Origin of the sequence: Streptomyces shaanxiensis (assembly GCF_039537145.1) — a bacterium.
GTDB lineage: Bacteria > Actinomycetota > Actinomycetes > Streptomycetales > Streptomycetaceae > Streptomyces > Streptomyces shaanxiensis.
The window spans coordinates 1-17,331 of record NZ_BAAAZY010000028.1; the positions used below are offsets into that span (position 1 = coordinate 1).

Annotated in this window: 15 protein-coding genes and 1 pseudogene; 9 read left to right on the forward strand and 7 right to left on the reverse strand. The window is 72.5% G+C overall.

Translation table 11 applies throughout. From position 1 onward, the window contains the following. From ABD932_RS38165 to ABD932_RS38175, 3 genes and pseudogenes are all read left to right on the forward strand, one after another. Positions 1-106 (forward strand): annotated as a pseudogene (locus tag ABD932_RS38165) (MarR family transcriptional regulator); the annotation flags it as partial. A gap of 130 nt (positions 107-236) precedes the next feature. Then, on the forward strand, positions 237-1,430 hold the full coding sequence (locus ABD932_RS38170) for a CaiB/BaiF CoA transferase family protein (RefSeq protein WP_345020305.1): 1,194 nt from the start codon (positions 237-239) through the stop codon (positions 1,428-1,430). A 173-nt stretch (positions 1,431-1,603) separates the two neighbouring features. Beyond that, positions 1,604-2,506 carry a hypothetical protein gene (locus ABD932_RS38175; protein WP_345020307.1) on the forward strand — a complete coding sequence of 301 codons (903 nt, stop codon included), beginning with the start codon at positions 1,604-1,606 and terminating at the stop codon, positions 2,504-2,506. Between the two features lie 49 nt (positions 2,507-2,555). Here the strand turns inward: ABD932_RS38175 and ABD932_RS38180 are convergent, their stop codons facing one another. The 4 genes from ABD932_RS38180 to ABD932_RS38195 all read right to left on the reverse strand — a co-directional run bounded on the left by ABD932_RS38180 (position 2,556) and on the right by ABD932_RS38195 (position 7,352). Next, positions 2,556-3,422, reverse strand: coding sequence for a fructosamine kinase family protein (locus tag ABD932_RS38180; protein WP_345020309.1), 867 nt, complete (start codon positions 3,420-3,422; stop codon positions 2,556-2,558). A gap of 69 nt (positions 3,423-3,491) precedes the next feature. Next, positions 3,492-3,947, reverse strand: a complete 456-nt coding sequence (locus ABD932_RS38185; protein ID WP_345020311.1) for a (2Fe-2S)-binding protein — start codon at positions 3,945-3,947, stop codon at positions 3,492-3,494. 21 nt (positions 3,948-3,968) lie between these two features. After that, positions 3,969-6,065: a xanthine dehydrogenase family protein molybdopterin-binding subunit gene (locus ABD932_RS38190; protein WP_345020944.1), complete on the reverse strand. Its 2,097-nt coding sequence runs from the start codon at positions 6,063-6,065 to the stop codon at positions 3,969-3,971. Positions 6,066-6,185: 120 nt separating this feature from the next. Continuing rightward, the gene (locus ABD932_RS38195) at positions 6,186-7,352 is read right to left on the reverse strand and encodes an FAD-dependent oxidoreductase (RefSeq protein ID WP_345020313.1); all 1,167 of its coding nucleotides are present in this window, start codon (positions 7,350-7,352) and stop codon (positions 6,186-6,188) included. Positions 7,353-7,552: 200 nt separating this feature from the next. On the opposite strand from ABD932_RS38195, the gene ABD932_RS38200 reads away from it, so the two are divergent. Further along, entirely contained in the window at positions 7,553-8,137 is a 585-nt protein-coding gene (locus ABD932_RS38200) for an AMIN-like domain-containing (lipo)protein (protein ID WP_345020315.1), read from the forward strand. A gap of 28 nt (positions 8,138-8,165) precedes the next feature. On the opposite strand, the gene ABD932_RS38205 is transcribed toward ABD932_RS38200, so the two are convergent. Then, positions 8,166-9,935: a sigma-54-dependent Fis family transcriptional regulator gene (locus ABD932_RS38205; protein WP_345020317.1), complete on the reverse strand. Its 1,770-nt coding sequence runs from the start codon at positions 9,933-9,935 to the stop codon at positions 8,166-8,168. Positions 9,936-10,123: 188 nt separating this feature from the next. Here ABD932_RS38205 and ABD932_RS38210 point away from each other — a divergent pair, with 188 nt between their 5' ends. The 5 genes from ABD932_RS38210 (at position 10,124) to ABD932_RS38230 (ending at position 15,283) form a co-directional block, all read left to right on the forward strand. Next, a complete protein-coding gene (locus ABD932_RS38210) occupies positions 10,124-11,872 on the forward strand; it encodes an FAD-dependent oxidoreductase (RefSeq protein WP_345020319.1) in 1,749 nt (582 codons plus the stop codon). Positions 11,873-11,897: 25 nt separating this feature from the next. Beyond that, positions 11,898-12,755 (forward strand): intradiol ring-cleavage dioxygenase, encoded by an 858-nt coding sequence (locus ABD932_RS38215; RefSeq protein ID WP_345020321.1) that lies wholly within the window; start codon positions 11,898-11,900, stop codon positions 12,753-12,755. Then, complete coding sequence (locus tag ABD932_RS38220; protein WP_345020323.1) at positions 12,752-13,834, forward strand: maleylacetate reductase; 1,083 nt, start codon at positions 12,752-12,754, stop codon at positions 13,832-13,834. Before ABD932_RS38215 ends, ABD932_RS38220 begins: the two co-directional genes overlap by 4 nt. A gap of 60 nt (positions 13,835-13,894) precedes the next feature. Then, the gene (locus ABD932_RS38225; protein WP_345020325.1) at positions 13,895-14,797 is read left to right on the forward strand and encodes a YceI family protein; all 903 of its coding nucleotides are present in this window, start codon (positions 13,895-13,897) and stop codon (positions 14,795-14,797) included. A gap of 102 nt (positions 14,798-14,899) precedes the next feature. Continuing rightward, on the forward strand, positions 14,900-15,283 hold the full coding sequence (locus ABD932_RS38230) for a luciferase domain-containing protein (RefSeq protein WP_345020327.1): 384 nt from the start codon (positions 14,900-14,902) through the stop codon (positions 15,281-15,283). Between the two features lie 30 nt (positions 15,284-15,313). Here ABD932_RS38230 and ppk2 read toward each other — a convergent pair whose 3' ends face one another. Then, a complete protein-coding gene (gene ppk2, locus ABD932_RS38235; RefSeq protein ID WP_345020329.1) occupies positions 15,314-16,207 on the reverse strand; it encodes a polyphosphate kinase 2 in 894 nt (297 codons plus the stop codon). Between the two features lie 51 nt (positions 16,208-16,258). Further along, positions 16,259-17,281, reverse strand: a complete 1,023-nt coding sequence (locus tag ABD932_RS38240; protein WP_345020331.1) for a pectate lyase — start codon at positions 17,279-17,281, stop codon at positions 16,259-16,261. Positions 17,282-17,331: the final 50 nt, after the last annotated feature.

The following is a 17,331-nucleotide window of genomic DNA, read 5'->3' on the forward strand; positions in this document are numbered from 1 at the left end:
CCCGACCAACGAGGCCGCGTTGCGCGAAGCCCTCGACGAGGCCGCGAAGAACCCCGAACTGGCTCCGCTGGTAAGGGCCGTGGAGACCCTCCGCGTCCCCGCCTGAGGCGGCACTGCACCCTGGGTCACTCCCCACCGCACCCCCACCGACAGCGCGCCGAGCTGCACGAAGTCCCGTACCGACAAATATGGGCCCCATTGACGCGATCTCCGTCGTGCCCGTACACATGGCCCCTATGAGCGCGCCCCACCTTCCCCTGTCCGGCATCACCGTGGTCAGCCTCGAGCAGGCCGTGGCCGCCCCGTACGCCACCCGGCAGCTCGCCGACCTCGGCGCGCGCGTGATCAAGGTCGAGCGGCCCGGGGACGGGGACTTCGCCCGCCGGTACGACACGACGGTGCACGGGCAGTCCAGCTATTTCGTGTGGCTCAACCGGTCCAAGGAGTCCCTCACGCTGGACCTGAAGGCACCCCGGGGCCGGGAGATCCTGCACCGACTCCTCGACGGCGCCGACGTGTTCGTACAGAATCTGGCGCCCGGCGCCGCCGACCGCCTCGGCCTGGGGGTCGAGGTGCTGCGGGAGCGGTGGCCGCGGCTGGTCCCGTGCACGATCTCCGGGTACGGCACATCGGGTCCGTGGGCCGACCGGAAGTCGTACGACCTGCTGGTGCAGTGCCAGACCGGCCTGGTGTCACTCACCGGAACGGCCGACGAGACCGCGCGTGTCGGCATCTCCGTCGCCGACATCGCCGCCGGGATGTACGCGTACAGCGGCATCCTCACCGCCCTGTTCACGCGCGCCACCACCGGTACGGCCCACCCGGTGGAGGTGTCCCTGTTCGAGGCGCTGGCGGAGTGGATGGGCCAGCCCGCCTACTACACGCGGTACGGCGGCAGCCAGCCCGCGCGTCTGGGCACCCAGCACCCCACCCTCGCTCCGTACGGCGCCTATGCGGCGGCGGACGGCCGGGAGGTGCTGTTCTCCATCCAGAACGAGCGCGAGTGGGCCGTGCTGTGCGCCGAGTTCCTGGGGCGGCCCGAGCTGACGGACGACCCGCGCTTCGCCACGAGCTCCGCCCGCGTGGCCCACCGCGACGAGCTCAACGCCGTCGTCGCCCAGCGCTGTGCCCGCTCCGGCGCCGAGGAGGTCCTCAAGGACCTGGAATCCATCGGCATCGCCTGCGCGGGGGTCAACGACGTCGCCGCGTTCCTGGACCATCCGGTCCTGGCCGCCCGCGGCCGCTGGGCCGACGTGGCGGTGCCCGGTGGCGCGACGGTGCAGGCCCTGCTGCCGCCGGCCGACCTCGCGGGACTGCCCGCGCGCATGGACCCGGTGCCGGGGGTGGGCGAGCACACCGAGGCGATCCTCGCCGAACTCGGGCGTACCGCCGAGGAGATCGAGGCCCTGCGCGCCGACGCCGTCGTCTGAGGGGCCGGGCAGGGCCCGGCGTCACCAGGGAATCGGCCCGTTGACGGTGCTCGGCACACAGTCACTGGTCTGACCGAACGCGGCGGGCCGGTCGTGCGTCACAGTGTCGGGGCGGCCGCGGCACCGCCCCTCCCGTACCCGCGTACCCGTCGCCGAACCGCTCGGGGGGATCCATGCGAACGACCACTTCACGCACCGTCCAACTACTGATCGCGCTCGGCCTGCTCGCCGCCGGGTGCGGCGAAGGCGGCACGGCGGGCTCCGGCGAGTCCGAACCGGCGCCGGACACCAATCCCCGCGCCCTCAAGGTGGCCAAGGCCTGGGACGGTTCACCGGCCGCCGAGATCTGGCGCAAGGGCTACTACCCGATGGCGGACGCGGTCCAGCTGCCCGAGGACGCCTTCCACAACGACGCCGACAAGGAGGCGTACATCACCGACAACTTCGTGCTGCGCGGCGACCTCCCCAAAGCGCCGACGAAGGCGGCGAAGGTGACATGGCAGCACGGCGGGTCGCTCACCCTGCCGCTCATGAAGGCTCGGGAGGCGTACGACAGGCTGGCCCGCAGCAGCGGCCCGCCGCCGCACCTCACCGTGACCGGGGCGAAGCTGGGCGAGACGACGCTGGCCACGAGTCGCGGTCCGGCCACCGTCCCGGCGTGGCTGTTCACGATCGAGGGCTACGACACCCCGCTCAAGCGCGTGGCCCTCGACCCGTCGAAGCTTCCCGAGCCGCCGATCGGGCCGGTCGGGAACAGCCCTACCGACGGTCTGTGGGAGCTCAACGAGCTGGTCGAGGTGGCCGAGGACGGCCGCTCCGTCACCGTGCACGCCTACCACGGGTCCTGCGACGACGGACCCGGAGTGGACGCACTGGAGACGGACGGCAGCGTGGTCCTGTCCGCCTACGTCGTCGACACCAACGACGAGGGCCTGCCCTGCACGTCCGACCTGCACACCGGGAAGGTGACGGTCCGGCTTGACCGCCCGCTCGGCGACCGCATCCTGCTGGACGCGTTCACGGGCCGTCCCGTGCCGCACGGGAACCTCACCGGGCCCTCCCCCAGCTGGCGTTGACCGCGTCGTAGGGGGGAGGGCGTGCGTGCCGGTCACGGGCAGCCGGGCGTCAACGGTTCGTGGCCGACTCGGCCGCCGCGAGGGCTTGTTCGGCGTAGCCGCGGCCGAAGAGCACGGCGTGCACGAGGAGCGGAAACAGCTGGTGGAGGCCGATACGGTCGGTCCATCCGTCGGCGAGCGGTGCGGCCTCCTGGTAGGCGGCCAGGATCCGGTCCAGGTGGGGGCAGCCGAAGAGGTGGAGCATGGCCAGGTCGGTCTCGCGGTGGCCGCCGTGCGCGGCCGGGTCGATCAGCCAGGCGTGTCCGTCGGCACCCCACAGGACGTTGCCGTTCCACAGGTCGCCGTGCAGCCGGGCGGGCGGCTCGGCGGGGCCCGCCAGTTCGGGGAGGCGCTCGCAGACCCGCTCGATGACGGGCACCTCCTCGCGGCGGAGCGTGCCGACGTCGACCGCGCGGCGCAGGTACGGCAGCACCCGGTGCTCTGCGTACCAGCGGGGCCAGTCGGGGCCGGTGACGTTGCGCATCGGGGCGAGGCCGATGTACGCGTCCTCGGGGCCGCCGGGCGGTGGGGCGCCGAACGCGGGTGCGCCGGCGGCGTGCAGGGCGGCCAATTCACGGCCGAGGCGCTCCGCCGCCGCGGCGCCGGGCCGGCCGGTGGCCACCCGGTCGGTGACCAGCCACTGCTCGTCGTGGCCGTGCACGGCGGGGATGCGGACCGTGCCGGCGTCGGCCAGCCAGCGCAGTCCCGCCGCTTCGGCCTGTGCGGCGCGGTCGCCCTCGCCGCGCTTGACCATCACCACCCGGCCACCGTCCAGGGTGACTTCGGCCAGGGCTCCGGAGAGCCGGCGTTCACCGGTGGCCGGGAGTCCGGTGAACCGTGCCGCCGCGGCGCCCGGGCCCTCGAAGGAGTTGTGCACGGCCATCAGCGTACGGCGGCCCTCGGCGGCACTGAAGTCACCCCGTCCTGCTCCGGGGTGTCACCCGGGTCAACTGTCGGAGGCGGCCTTCTTGATCGCCTCGCGGATCCGGGAGTACGTGCCGCAGCGGCAGACGTTCTCGATGCGGTCGATGTCGGCGTCCGTCGGCCGGGGCGTCTTCTTCAGCAGGGCGGCCGTGGCCATGATCTGGCCGGGCTGGCAGAAACCGCACTGGGCTACGTCGCAGTCGAGCCAGGCCTGTTGCACGGGATGGAGGCGGTCACCGTCGGCCAGGCCCTCGATGGTGGTGACCTCACGGCCGGCGCAGTCGGCGACCGGGACGACGCAGGGCTGTATCTCGTCGCCGTCGAGATGGCTGGTGCAGGCGCGACAGGCGCCCACGCCGCAGCCGTACTTGGGGCCGGTGACGTTCAGCAGGTCGCGCAGCACCCACAGCAGCGGCATGTCGGCGGGGGCCTCGACGGTGACGCGCTTCCCGTTGAGGGTGAAGGAGTAGGAGGGCATCGGTACCTTCTCGGACGTGACTCAGAAGTCGAGGGGGAAGCGGCGCGGCTTCGTGCCGGTGGCCCGGGCGTAGGCGTTGGCGACGGCGCCGGCCGCGGCCGGGACGCCGAGTTCGCCGGCTCCGCCGGGATCGCGCCGGGAGGGCATGATGTGCGCCTCGAAGTGCTGCGGGGCGTGCCGCTGGCGGGCGTAGTGGAAGTCGGCGAAGCTGCTCTCGCGGACGGCGCCCTTGTCGATGTGCAGCCCGGCTCGCAGGATGGTGGAGATCCCGTCGACGGCGGTGCCCATGAGCTGGGCCTGAAGTCCGCGCGGGTTGACGGCCGTGCCGACGTCCGCCGCCATCACCACCTTGGTCACCCGTGGGTTCTTCGGATCGGCGGCGTCGATCTCGACCAGGCAGGCCACACAGGAGCCGTACTCCTCGTGGACGGCGACCCCCTGGGCGTGGCCCCGCGGCATGGTCCGGCCCCAGTCCCCGGCCTTGGCCACCTTGTCCAGTACGGCCTTGACGGCCTTGCTCCGCAGTGTCGTACGGCGGAAGGCGACCGGGTCCTTGCCGAGGCTGCGGGCGACCTCGTCGACGACGATCTCCTCGGCGGTGCGCACCGTGCCGGAGTCGACCGAGCGCCAGGCGCCCAGCGGTATCGCCAGGTCGACCGAGCCCGAATCCCCGGAGAGGCGCCCGAAGTTGTACAGGCCGCTGTCACTGGGGAGTGGGGCGCCGGCGGGGGCGCGCACGGCGGAGCGGACGCCGCCCTGAGTGGACAGGCCCTGCTCGGAGGACTCGTTGACCGAGGCCGTCGCGTGGGCGAAGGCCACCACCCTGCCCTGGGCGTGGCTGGCCCTGATCCGGTGGTGGGTGGCCGGGCGCATCCTGCCGTGCCGGATGTCGTCGGCCCGGCTCCACATCAGCTTCACCGGCCGCCGGGCCTGCTTGGAGATGAGGGCCGCCTCGATCGCGGCGTCGTAGTTCAGCCGGCGCCCGAACGAGCCCCCGCCGCGCAGGACATGGACCCGGACCTTCGATGCAGGCAGGCCGATCCTCGCGGCGATGTCCTCCCGCGCGGACTGCGGCGTCTGGGAGGAGAACCAGATCTCGGCGCGCGCGGCCCGTACGTCCGCCACGGCGGTGAGCACCTCCATCGGCGCGTGGCTGACGAAGGCGAACTCGAACTCGGCCTCCGTCTGCGCCGATCCGCGCGGCGGGGTCTCCAGCTTCGGCACGGCGGCGCGCAGCCGGGAGCGGATCTCGGTGTCGGAGAGGTTCGCGAGGGGGCCGGGCGCCCACTTGATCCGGAGCGCGTCGCGGGCCTGGAAGGCATGGTGGAAGGTCTCGGCGACCACGGCCACCCCACCGTCGATCCGGACGACCGCGTGCACGCCGGGCATGGCGCGGGCTGCCTGGGAGTCGACCGAGACGATCTTCCCGCCGATCGTCGGCGGCCGCGCCACGACCGTCGGCTTGGCTCCGGCCGCCGTGAGGTCGCCGGTGTACTTGGCCTTGCCGGTGACGATGTCGCGGGCGTCGATGCGGGTCGCCGGCCGACCGATCACCCGGTGCTTGGACGCGGGCTTGGGGTCGGTCGACACGGCCGGGCGCGTGATCCGGGCGGCGGCCCTGGTCAGCGATCCGAAGGTGGCCGTGCGGCCGTCCGGTCCGAAGACCATCGTGTCCCGGGTGCGCAGGGTCCGCGCGGGGACGTGCCACTGGCGGGCTGCGGCGGTCACCAGCTTGGCGCGGGCTGTGGCGGCCAGGTGCCGGGCCGGTCCGTACAGCGAACTGACCGAGTTGGAGCCGCCGGTGAACTGGTTGCCCTTGCTGCGGGCGTCCGCGAGCGGGATGTCGACGTCGGCGAGCCGGGCGTCCAGCTCCTCGGCGATCATCATCGCGACGGCGGTGGTGACACCCTGGCCGACCTCGACGCGCGGCAGCCGTACGACGACCCTGTTGGCCGGGGTGACCTCCAGGACCAGCATCTCCTCGTCGGTGCCGGTGACCAGGACGTCGGAGGCTCCACGGGCACCTGCTGCGGCTTCCTCGGCGCCCTCCGCGGTCGAGCCGTCGCAGCCGAGCGGTGCCGCGACGGTCAGGGTGGTCGCCGCCAGCGAGTACACCACGAACTGTCGACGGGACAACTGACTGGCCAACAGACGCTCCTCTCCGAGAACCCGGGATGGTTCGACCTGTATGAGGGGCGGGTGCACGCCGGGGTTGCGCCGGTTGGCCGGTGCATCGATCTACGGGCCGAGCCGTGAGAGGTCGCTGCCCCACTCCAGGTGTCGTACGAGCTCGTCGTCGCCCGGCCGGTTCCCTCTCGCGCCCCGGCCGCCGGGACCTGACGGGGTGTGGGTGCCGCGGGAGATGTTGCCGCTGACCGTGATGTTGTCTTCCACGCGGGGGCGGCGAAGGGTCTCGTAGAGCGCGAGCGCGGCATCGGTGTCCGGCGCGTCCCGCAGGGACTTGGCGAGGATCACGGCGTCCTCCAGTGCCATGGACGCGCCCTGCCCGGTGGCGGGGGACGCCGCGTGGGCCGCGTCGCCGATGAGCAGGGTGCGGCCGGAGCGCCAGGGCGTCCCGGTGGGGAGTTCGGTGGCGTTGGTGACCATCAGCCGGTCGGGGGTGGCCGCGACGAGGTCCGCGGCGGGGGTGGTGTCCTTGCGCAGGAGTGGCAGGAGCAGGTCGCGCCACCGGGCCGGAGTGCCGTCCGCGAGGGCGTCGGCGGCCAGGGGTGCGTCGGTGACGCGCGCGAACCAGTACGTCTCCCCCGCCGGCGACACCGCGTACCCGAAGGCGACGGAGCTGCCGCGCACCATGGTGATGGTCTCGCCCTCGGCTGCCTCGGGAACGGCGTCGGTGTAGCCGTAGAAGACGTACTGTCCGGCGTACTCCGGGCGCGTGTCGGGGGCGATGAGCCGGCGGACCGTGGAGTTCAGGCCGTCGGCCCCGATGAGGAGGTCGCCGGTGGCCGTGCTGCCGTCGGCGAAGTGGGCGGTCACGCCGTCCGTGCCGTCCTCGACCGACACCAGGCGGGCACCGTGCCGGATGCCGATGCCCCGGCGCGTGACCTCGGCCTGCAGGGCGGCGTTGAGGTCGCCGCGCCGCAGGCAGCGGTACCGCAGGTGTGCGGTGCCGGCCTCGCCGAGCGGCACCTGGGCCACCTCCGCGCCCGTGTCGTCGAGGACCCGCATCGAGGTGAGGGGGAAGCCGATCGCGGTGACCGCGGCCGAGGCGTCGACCTCCGCGAGAGCCCGCATGCCGTTGCTCGCGAGGGTGAGGAACGCGCCGATGTCCTCCGCGGAGTCCGGATGCGCCTCGTACACCTCGACCTCTAAGCCGGCCTTGTGCAGCGCGAGCCCCGCTCCCGCACCGGCGATCCCGCCCCCTACGACAATCAACCGCGTCACATTGCCCCCCCCCAGCTGCGCCTACGACCCCTGCCGGTCGCCGCCGTCCTTCGGGGGAACGTCCCAGGTCCGGCCCGGGTTCCCGAGCACGTCGCACAACCGCCTGACCGGGCCGGAAGACCGAACCGGAATGAGTGCAACCATTCCGCCAACCCGAATGTCTCCCCTAATATCAGACACATCACCTCCCGGGGGACGTAATGGGACGAAAAAGAGCCGCATGGGCGACAACGGTCGCGCTCATCGCCGCAACGGTGGGCGTGGCGGCGGTCCCGGCCGATGCCACCACCACCAGCACCTCACAGGCCACGGCCTGCCCCACCGGCTGGGGCAGCCTCGCCAAGACCCGCTCCGCCGCCACGTCGGAGTCGGTGACGAACATCAGGACCGGCCGGCACGCCTGCTTCGACCGTATGGTCGTGGACGTCCCCGGCGCGGGCACCAGCGGCCTCGGCTATTCCGTCAGGTACGTCAGCCGCCTCTACCAGGACGGTTCGGGCAACCACATCCCCGTCGGCGGCGGAGCCGTCCTCGAGGTCCGGGTGGCCGCCCCTGCCTACGACCCCGACACCGGTGAGCCCACGTATCCCGTGCGGGCCGGTCAGCGCCTGTCGGGCGTGGACCTCACGGGCTACCGCACCTTCAGGGACGCCCGGTTCGCCGGCAGCTTCGAAGGGGACACGCAGATCGGGCTCGGCGTCCGGGCACGGCTGCCGTTCCGGGTGTGGGTGGCGACCGACCGGGTCGTGGTCGACGTCGCGCACAACTGGACCGGGGCACGCTGAGGCCCTGACGGATACGGATTCGGCAGGATCAGGGGTTCGGGGCGGGCAGGGCGTCCCGCCCCTGATACTCCCGCAGCTTCCGGTAAAGGGTGGCCCGGGCGATCCCCAACGCCACTGCGGCGCGCGCCTTGTTGCCGCCGTGGCGGCGCAACGCCTCCAGGATCGCGGCCCGTTCGGCGAGCTCCATCGGGCTGAGGCTGCGTCCCGCGGGTCCCTCCCGGACGGGATCCGGCAGTTCGCTCCGTCGCACCGGTCCGAAGACTCGGCGCTGACCGGCGAGCGCCCGTACGAGGTGGGCGAGTTCGGTGACGTTTCCGGGCCAGGGATGCTGTTCCAGCGCCCGCAGCGCGTCCAGCGTCCAGGTCAGCGGCGGGCTGCCGGGGGCCGGCCCGGGCGCCAGAGCGGGGAGCAACTCCCTGATGTCCTCGGGGCGTTCACGCAGGGCGGGCAAGGTCACCGAGCGGGCCGCGAGCGTGTCGAGGAGGCGCTGCAGGCAGGGGCCGGGTGAGGTTCCGGGTGTGTACGTGACGACCAGGTGGGCGTCCGGGCGCTCGTCCAGGAGGGAGTTGAGGGCGGCGACGTCCGGCTGGGCCAGCCGTTCGGCGTGGCGCAGCAGCAGCGGGCGGTCACCGGCCCTCCCCCAGGCTTCGGCCGGGGGGATCCCCGTCTCGCTGGGCTCGGCGTCCTTGAGGCCCAGTTCGGGTGACTCGGCGGCGTCCACGACCAACGGAGCGGCGTCGTCGAGGAGTTCGAGGGCGAGCGTGGTCTTGCCTGTTCCGCGCTCGCCCACGACCAGCAGGGGCCCTGCGGTACGGGCCAGGGCCGTCGCCCGCGCGACCGCGTGCCGCCACGGCACCGAGCTCCCCACGAGCGAGCCCGCCGGGCGCGGCGGCCGCGACGGCACCGACTCCAAGGGGCGTGCTTCGAGTACGGCGACCAGGCCGAGGGCGCGGCCTTCATGCCGTACCGGAGTGATCTCGACGCCGCACCCGGCGTCCTCGGGCAGCGAGATCTCGTACGACTCCCCGCTCCCCCACGCCCGCGCGCCCCGCTCCAGCGCCTCCAGCACCTGCGGCGAGGCCAGACGCGCCGCCGCCTCGCTGACCAGGCGGTTACGGCCGTCCAGCGCGACGACCGCCCGCTCCCGCCCGCGCACGGCGCGCTCATAGGCGTCGAGCAGCACGCGTTCCGCGGTACGCGCGCGTGCCCGCAGTTCCGCCTCCACCGCCGTGGCCGCCGCCTCGGCGAGGGCGGCGCCGGGGTGCGGGCGGCAGCCGGCGCACAGGCCCGAGGCGACCGTCACCGTGCCGAGTACCTGGCCGGTCTCCGGGGAGAGCAGCGGCACACTGACCGCGGAGACGTCCTGCCACACGTCGAGGAAGTGCTCGGGACCGTGCACCTCGGCCCGGCGCCGGGTGCGCAGGGCGAGCGCGGCGCTGTTGTGGCCGACCTCCCGCTCGGACAGGTCGCGGCACGCGTCGTCGCCGGGCGCGCTACCGGCCGACCACAGCACCCTGAGCCGCTCGTCGGTGAGCAGGAGCGCGGAACTTCCGGCGTCGAGGGCCGGAGCGAGGCGGGCGAGCACCGGGCGTGCCGCCTCCAGCAGGGGCGAGTCGGCCGGGTGGGGCAACTCCCGTGCGGGGCCTTCGAGATCGGGCCGTACGCCGAAGAAGCGGGCGCGCCGCCAGGCCGCGACGACGTCGTCCGGCACGCCGTCCGGGAGCGGGCGCCCCGTCAGGAACCGCTGGCGGGCCTGGCGGAGCGGGGCGAGGGCAGGGGGATGTTCCGCGGTGGTCATGGCGTCCCTCACCGTATCGGGGGCGTCGCGGACGCGGCGACGGTGGGTTGTCTCGTATTGAGACACCCACGTCCGGCCGTACCGCTCCATGATCTTGAAAGGCTGGAGTCCGTCCTCGATCTCCTCTCACGTCCTCCCGTCTCAACCCCCGTCTCATCCTCCTGTCTCAACTCCTGGAGCGTTCTGTCGTGCACACCGTCGTCGAGACCGATGTACTGATCGTGGGCAGCGGCCCGGCGGGCGCGTCGGCCGCGCTCGCGCTGAGCACCTACGGCGTGCGCAACATGGTCGTCACCCGGTACGCGAGTCTCGCCGACACCCCCCGCGCGCACATCACCAACCAGCGGACCATGGAGGTGCTGCGCGACCTGGGCGTCGAGGAGGACGTGGTCGCCCAGGCGACGCCCCAGCATCTGATGGGCAACACGACGTTCTGCACCAGCCTGGCCGGCGAGGAGCTGGGCCGGGTCCGCTCGTGGGGCAACGACCCGCTCGTGCAGGCCGCGCACGAACTGGCCAGCCCGACCCGGATGTGCGACATGCCGCAGCACCTGATGGAGCCGGTGCTGGTGAACGCGGCGATCGCGCGCGGCACCGACTTCCGGTTCAGCACGGTCTACAAGTCCTTCGTCCAGGACGAGGGCGGCGTCACGGTCACGGTCGAGGACCGGCTGCGCGGCGACGAGTACCGGATCCGCGCCAAGTACCTGATCGGTGCCGACGGCGGCCGGTCGAAGGTCGCCGAGGACGCGGGGCTGCCGATGGGCGGGCAGATGGGCGTCGCGGGCAGCATCAACATCGTCTTCGACGCGGACCTGAGCAAGTACACCGCGCACCGGCCGTCCACCCTCTACTGGGTGCTCGCGCCCGGCGCCACGGTCGGCGGCATCGGCGCGGGCCTGGTGCGCAACGTCCGCCCCTGGAACGAGTGGCTGATCGTCTGGGGCTACGACGTCACCGCGGGCGCCCCCGACCTCACCGAGGAGTACGCCCTGTCCGTCGTACGGCAGCTCGTCGGCGACGACGAGATCCCGGTGACCATCAAGTCGTCTTCGGCGTGGACGGTCAACGAGATGTACGCCGAGACGTACGCGAACGGCCGCGTCTTCTGTGCCGGTGACGCCGTGCACCGTCACCCGCCGTCCAACGGGCTCGGCTCCAACACGTCCATCCAGGACTCCTACAACCTGGCCTGGAAGCTGAAGCTCGTCCTCGACGGGGTCGCCTCGCCGAAGCTGCTCGACACCTACGACGCCGAGCGGGCTCCGGTCGGGAAGCAGATCGTGACCCGCGCGAACAAGTCCATCGGCGAGACCGCCCCGATCTTCGAGGCACTGGACGGGCTCTCGCCGCAGACGCCCGAGCAGCTGTGGGCCAACATCGCCGCCCGCAAGGACGCCACGGAGGCGGCCGAGAAGCAGCGGGCGGCGCTGCGCGAGGCGATCGCCTTCAAGGTGTACGAGTTCAACGCGCACGGCGTCGACCTCAACCAGCGCTATCCCGCCGAAAGCTCCGCCGCGGTCGTCCCGGACGGCACGCCCGACCCCGGCTTCACCCGCGACCCCGAGCTGCACCACCAGCCCACCTCCCGCCCCGGCGCCAAGCTCCCGCACGCCTGGATCACCTCGGGCACCCGGACCCTGTCCACCCTGGACACCGTCGGCAAGGGCCGCTTCACGCTGCTCACCGGCATCGGCGGCGACGCCTGGGTGCGGGCCGCCGCGGCCCAGCCCCTCGACATCGCCACGGTGGTGATCGGACCGGGCCAGGAGTACGAGGACCCGTACGGCGACTGGGCGAACCTCAGGGAGATCTCCGACGCGGGCGCCCTCCTCGTCCGCCCCGACGGGTATGTGGCGTTCCGGCACGCCGACACGGCCGAGGACGCCGAAGGGGTGCTCACGGACGCGCTGCGGCGGATTCTCGGGCACGGTTGAGATGGGTGCCGAGAAGGGAGCCGACATGGCGGGTGAACCGACGGTCACGGACGAGGCCGTCGCCAGTCTGCACGCAACCGCCGATCCACGTCTGCGGGAGCTGCTGACCGGCCTGGTCCGGCATCTGCACGCCTTCGCGCGGGAGTCACAGCTGACGCAGGAGGAGTGGGAGCGGGCGATCGGGTTCCTGACGGCCACCGGACAGGCGTGCACGGACACCCGGCAGGAGTTCATCCTGCTGTCGGACGTGCTCGGGCTGTCGATGCTCCTCGAGACGATCAACGAGCGGCAGGGGCCCGGCGCCACCGAGTCGACCGTGCTGGGCCCGTTCCACATGACCGAGTCCCCGGTGCGCGCGCTCGGCGCGAACATCGACCTGGTCGGGGACGGCGAGCCGTGCGTGGTCAGCGGCCGGGTGCTGTCCCGGGACGGCGGTCCGCTGCCCGGCGCCGTGGTCGACGTGTGGCAGGCCGACGCGCACGGCTTCTACGACGTGCAGCGCCCGGACGTGCAGCCGCCGGGCAACGGGCGGGGCCTGTTCACGGCGGACGCCGAGGGCCGCTTCTGGTTCCGTACGTGCGTGCCGAGCCCGTACCCGATCCCCACCGACGGCCCGGTCGGCGACCTGCTGCGGGCCACGGGACGGCACCCCTACCGCCCGGCCCACATCCACTTCATCGCCTCGGCCGCCGGCCACACGCCGGTGACCACGCACATCTTCGTCGCGGGCAGCGAGTACCTGGACTCCGACGCCGTGTTCGCCGTCAAGCCGAGCCTGGTCCAGGACTTCGAGTCGACCGACGACCCGTCGCTGGCCCGGGAGTTCGGCGTCGACAACCCCTTCCGGCACGCCCGGTTCGACCTCGTGCTGGAGCGGTCGTGACCGGCTTCCTCGACTTCTCGTACGAGAGCCGGCCCGGGCGGGTCGTCCTGCGGCCCGGTGCGGCCGTGTCGGCGACGCCCGGCGAGGCCGAACACCTCGGTCTGCGGCGGCTGTTGGTCGTGTGCGGTGCACGCGGGGCGGACACCGCCCGGGCGGTCGCTCAGGCGCTGGGCCCGGCCTGCGCGGGACTGCACGACGGGGCCCGGATGCATGTGCCCGTCGAGGTCGCCGACCGGGCCGTCGAGGTGGCTCGGGCAGCGGGCGCCGACGGGTGCGTGGCGGTCGGCGGCGGCTCGTCGATCGGGCTGGGCAAGGCGATCGCCCTGCGCACCGGGCTGCCGCTGATCGCGGTGCCCTCCACCTACTCCGGCTCGGAGATGACCGACGTCTGGGGCCTGACCGAGCACGGCGCCAAGCGCACCGGCCGGGACCCGAAGGTGCTGCCCCGCAGCGTCGTCTACGACCCCGAGCTCACCCTCTCCCTGCCCGTGCCGCTCTCGGTGACCAGCGGCGTCAACGCGATCGCGCACGCCGTCGAGGCGCTGTACGCCCCGGACACCTCGCCGCTGGTGGCGCTGATGGCCGAGGAGGGCGTACGGGCGATGGCGCGGGCGCTGCCGGAGGTGGCCGCGGAGCCGGCGTCCCTGGCGGCGCGCGGCCGTGCGCTGTACGGCGCCTGGCTGTGCGGGTCCTGCCTGGGCGCCACCACCATGGGCCTGCACCACAAGCTGTGCCATGTCCTGGGCGGCACCTTCGGCCTGCCGCACGCCGAGACGCACACGGTGGTCCTGCCGTACGCCCTGGCCCACAACGCGCCCTTCGCGCCGGACGCGGCCGCCACCGTGGCCCGCGCGCTGGACGCCGATGACGCCCCGACGGCCCTGTGGGAACTGGCCGGACGCCTCGGCGCCCCGCGCTCCCTCGCCGAGCTCGGCCTCAGCGAGTCCGACTTGGCGACAGCCGCCGCGCAGACCGCCGGCCAGGCGTACGCCAATCCCCGTCCGGTCACGGCCGACGGCGTGCTCACGCTGCTGCGGGCGGCGTACGAGGGCGTACCGCCGACGGCTGCCCTCCAGTAAGCGCCCCCTTTTTCCTTCCCCCCACTCACATCCCCCCACCCCCGAAGAAAGGTGATGGTCATGCCCCTCGGACTGCTCAGGAGTCGACGCTCCCGGGGGGTGCCCGCTGCCGGATTCCCCGTGCCGTCCGGTGCCGGTGGCGTGGCCCGCGAGGTCGTGGATCCGGTGGGACTGCCGATGCGGGGCGCCGAGGTGACGGTGACGGCGATGGACTCGCACGAGGTCGTGGTGCGGGGCACCACGGATCCGTACGGGCTGTTCTGCGCGGCGCTTCCGCCGGGCCGCTACGGTCTGCGGATCACGGCCGAGGGCCTGACCCCGCACCAGGAGACCGTGGACGTCATCGGCGGTACGACGCTCCCCACGGCGCGCGTCCAGCTGATGTCGGGACGCCAGCTCGACCTGCCGGCGCCGGGCACCTGGCTGTTCGACCCGCCGCACACGGCGATCCGGTTCATCGCCAAGCACGTCGGCATGGCCCATGTCCACGGCCGTTTCGAGCGCTTCACCGGCGGCATACGGGTCGAGCAGGACATGGCCGCCTCCCGGGTGTCCGTGCGCATCGAGGCCGCGAGCATCACCACGGGCAACAACACCCGGGACAACCACCTGCGCTCCGCCGACTTCCTGCACGTCGAGCGCTACCCGTACCTCGACTTCGCCAGCACGCGCTTCGCCTACCGCGGCGGCACCAAGTGGACGCTGCACGGCTCGCTGACCATGCACGGGATCAGCCGCTCCGTCGAGCTGGACACCACCTACCTGGGGTCGGTCAACGGCGGCTACGGCGAGGAGCTGCGCTGCGCCGCCCTGGCCAAGGCGGAGCTCCACCGGGAGGACTACACCCTGAACTGGCGCAGCATGCTCGCGCGCGGCATCGCGGTGGTCGGTCCCACGGTCCAGCTGGAGCTGGACGTACAGGCGATGTACCGCACGCACGACACCCCGACGCCGCCCGAGTAGGCCCTCACCGTGGGCAGTGGGCCGGTGTCGGGTTACCTCACGCCACGGTTACAGTTCGCTCAACCTCTGGTTGCGACGCGGTGATCGGGTGACTATGGGGACATGACACTGGCCCAGCGCGCCATGAAGCAACTGGAAGTCTGGCCCGATCTGAGTTCGGGCCCGGCCAGTTGCGGCGCAGGGCGGGCACTGCGCACCGTCCAGAGCGAGATCGTGCACTTCCACTCCGACCGGGACGTGGACCTGCACCTGACCGTGTCGGCCATCCAGCGGTTCCACGACGACCTGCGGGAGTCGACCGCGATCCGGCTGCTCCCGGGCTCGAACTGGGTGACCGTACATCTCGACTGCGACACGGATGTCGACCTGCTGATGAGCCTGGTCAGCGCCGCGCTCAAGGCCCACCAGCACCGCCTCTCCCCCGCCGGACCCCCGGCAGGGGACGAGTGCAACTTCCGTCGCGTCACGGTGCTTCCCCGGAGCTAGCGCCGCGGCCGGAGCCGGGGCGGGCGCCGGTCAGCGGCCGTGCTCGGAGTCGTCCTCACCGGCCTCCAGCAGACCCGCGGCCGCGCCGACGATCCGGGGATCGGCGGTGCCGACGACCTCCTCGTCCTTGTCGCCGTAGTCGAAGCGGGCCAGCACGCTGCGCATGGCCTCGACGCGGGCCCGCTTCTTGTCGTTGCTCTTCACCACCGTCCAGGGCGCGTGCTCGGTGTCCGTCTCACGGAACATGGCGACCTTGGCGGCGGTGTAGTCCTCCCAGCGGTCCAGCGACGCCAGGTCCATCGGGCTGAGCTTCCACTGCCGTACGGGGTCGACCTGGCGGATGGTGAACCGGGTGCGCTGCTCACCCTGCGACACCGAGAACCAGAACTTGATCAGGTCGACGCCGTCGTCCACGAGCATGCGCTCGAAGGCGGGTGCCTGCCGCATGAAGCGCCGGTACTCGTCGTCGCTGCAGAAGCCCATCACCCGTTCCACACCGGCCCGGTTGTACCAGGACCGGTCGAACAACACGATCTCGCCGGCGGTCGGCAGATGCTCCACGTAGCGCTGGAAGTACCACTGCCCGCGCTCGCGCTCGGTCGGCTTCTCCAGCGCCACCACGCGGGCGCCGCGCGGGTTGAGGTGCTCGGTGAAGCGCTTGATCGTGCCGCCCTTGCCGGCCGCGTCCCGCCCTTCGAAGACGATGACGAGACGGCGCCCGGTCTCCTTGATCCAGCTCTGCAGCTTCAGCAGCTCGATCTGCTGGAGCCTCTTGTGCCACTCGTACTCCGGGCGCTCCATGCGTTGCTGGTACGGGTAGTTCTCGCGCCAGGTGTCCACGGGGCTGCCGTCCGGCCTGATCAGCACGGGGTCGTCCTGATCGGTGTAGTCGACGCGCAGCCCTGACAACAGTTCGGTGTCCATACACCGATGCAAGCGAGCGCTTTCGTACGCCCGGCGAACCCCAGGCAAAGATCAGCTATAGGTGACGTCCGACGTGCTGTACCGGCAGTGCGTCCCGTCAGGTCCGCTGCCGGTCTCGTTCGGCTCGTCGCCGCTGTCGTTGCCCTGGAAGCGGTCGCAGACGGTGATGTCCCTGCCGCCGTCACCGTTGATCGTCACACCCGACAGGGTGGCTGTGTCGCCGTAGTTGGCGTTGATCCCGGCGATCGCGTTGCCGGGGCCGGTCACCTTCACGTCGCTGATGACGACATGGCGCTCGTACTGGGTGTCGCAGTTGCCGCACGAGCGGTAGAGCTTGCCGAAGTCCGCGACCTGGAAGTTCCCGATGGTCACGGTTCCGGCGCCGTTGTGCTGGAAGACCTTGTCGTCCGCGTGCCGGGCACCACCGCCGAGAACGCGGTACGTCGCCGACGCGGACCCTCCCTTGAAGGTCGCCGCGTCCTCTCCGACGTCCTCCCACCACACGTTCTGCAGGGTGCAACTGCCCAGGCAGTGCACCCCGTCGGCGGCCGGGGCGCCCAGGATCACGTTCTTCAGGGTCGCCCCGTCGGCGAGTTCGAAGAGCGGGTCCTGGTCCTCGTCCTGGCCGTCGGCGCCGAGGGCTCCGGCACCGTGGAACCGCTTGAGGCGTCCGTCGTAGCTGCCGGAGACCTCGACGGTGGCGGTCACCGGCCGGTCGGTGGTGGGCGTGGGCCAGGCGGCGAAGCCGGTGGAGGGGCGGGCGGCGGAGGTCGGCTTCGCGGAGGGGGTGGCGCTCTTGCGGGGCGACGCCCTCGAGGCGGACGGGGACGCCTCCGACTTGGACCGCGACGGGGAGGGGGAGGCGGGCGTCGAGGACGCGACCGGGCGGGGGCCGCTCGCGTCCTGGAGCGTCGAACTTCCGCCCTTCGCCGTGTCCGCACCGGAGTCGGTCCTGGTCAGCAGCAGTACGGCGGCCACGACCACGGTGATCGTCACCGCGCAGATCAGCAAGGGGCGGCGGTCGGGTCTCTTACGGTGCTGACTACGTCGGCGCGAAGTCGCTCTGATGCTCATGCGGTGGCTCTCGTTCGGTCTCGGGGAGGCGGCGGAGAGCCCCCTCGACC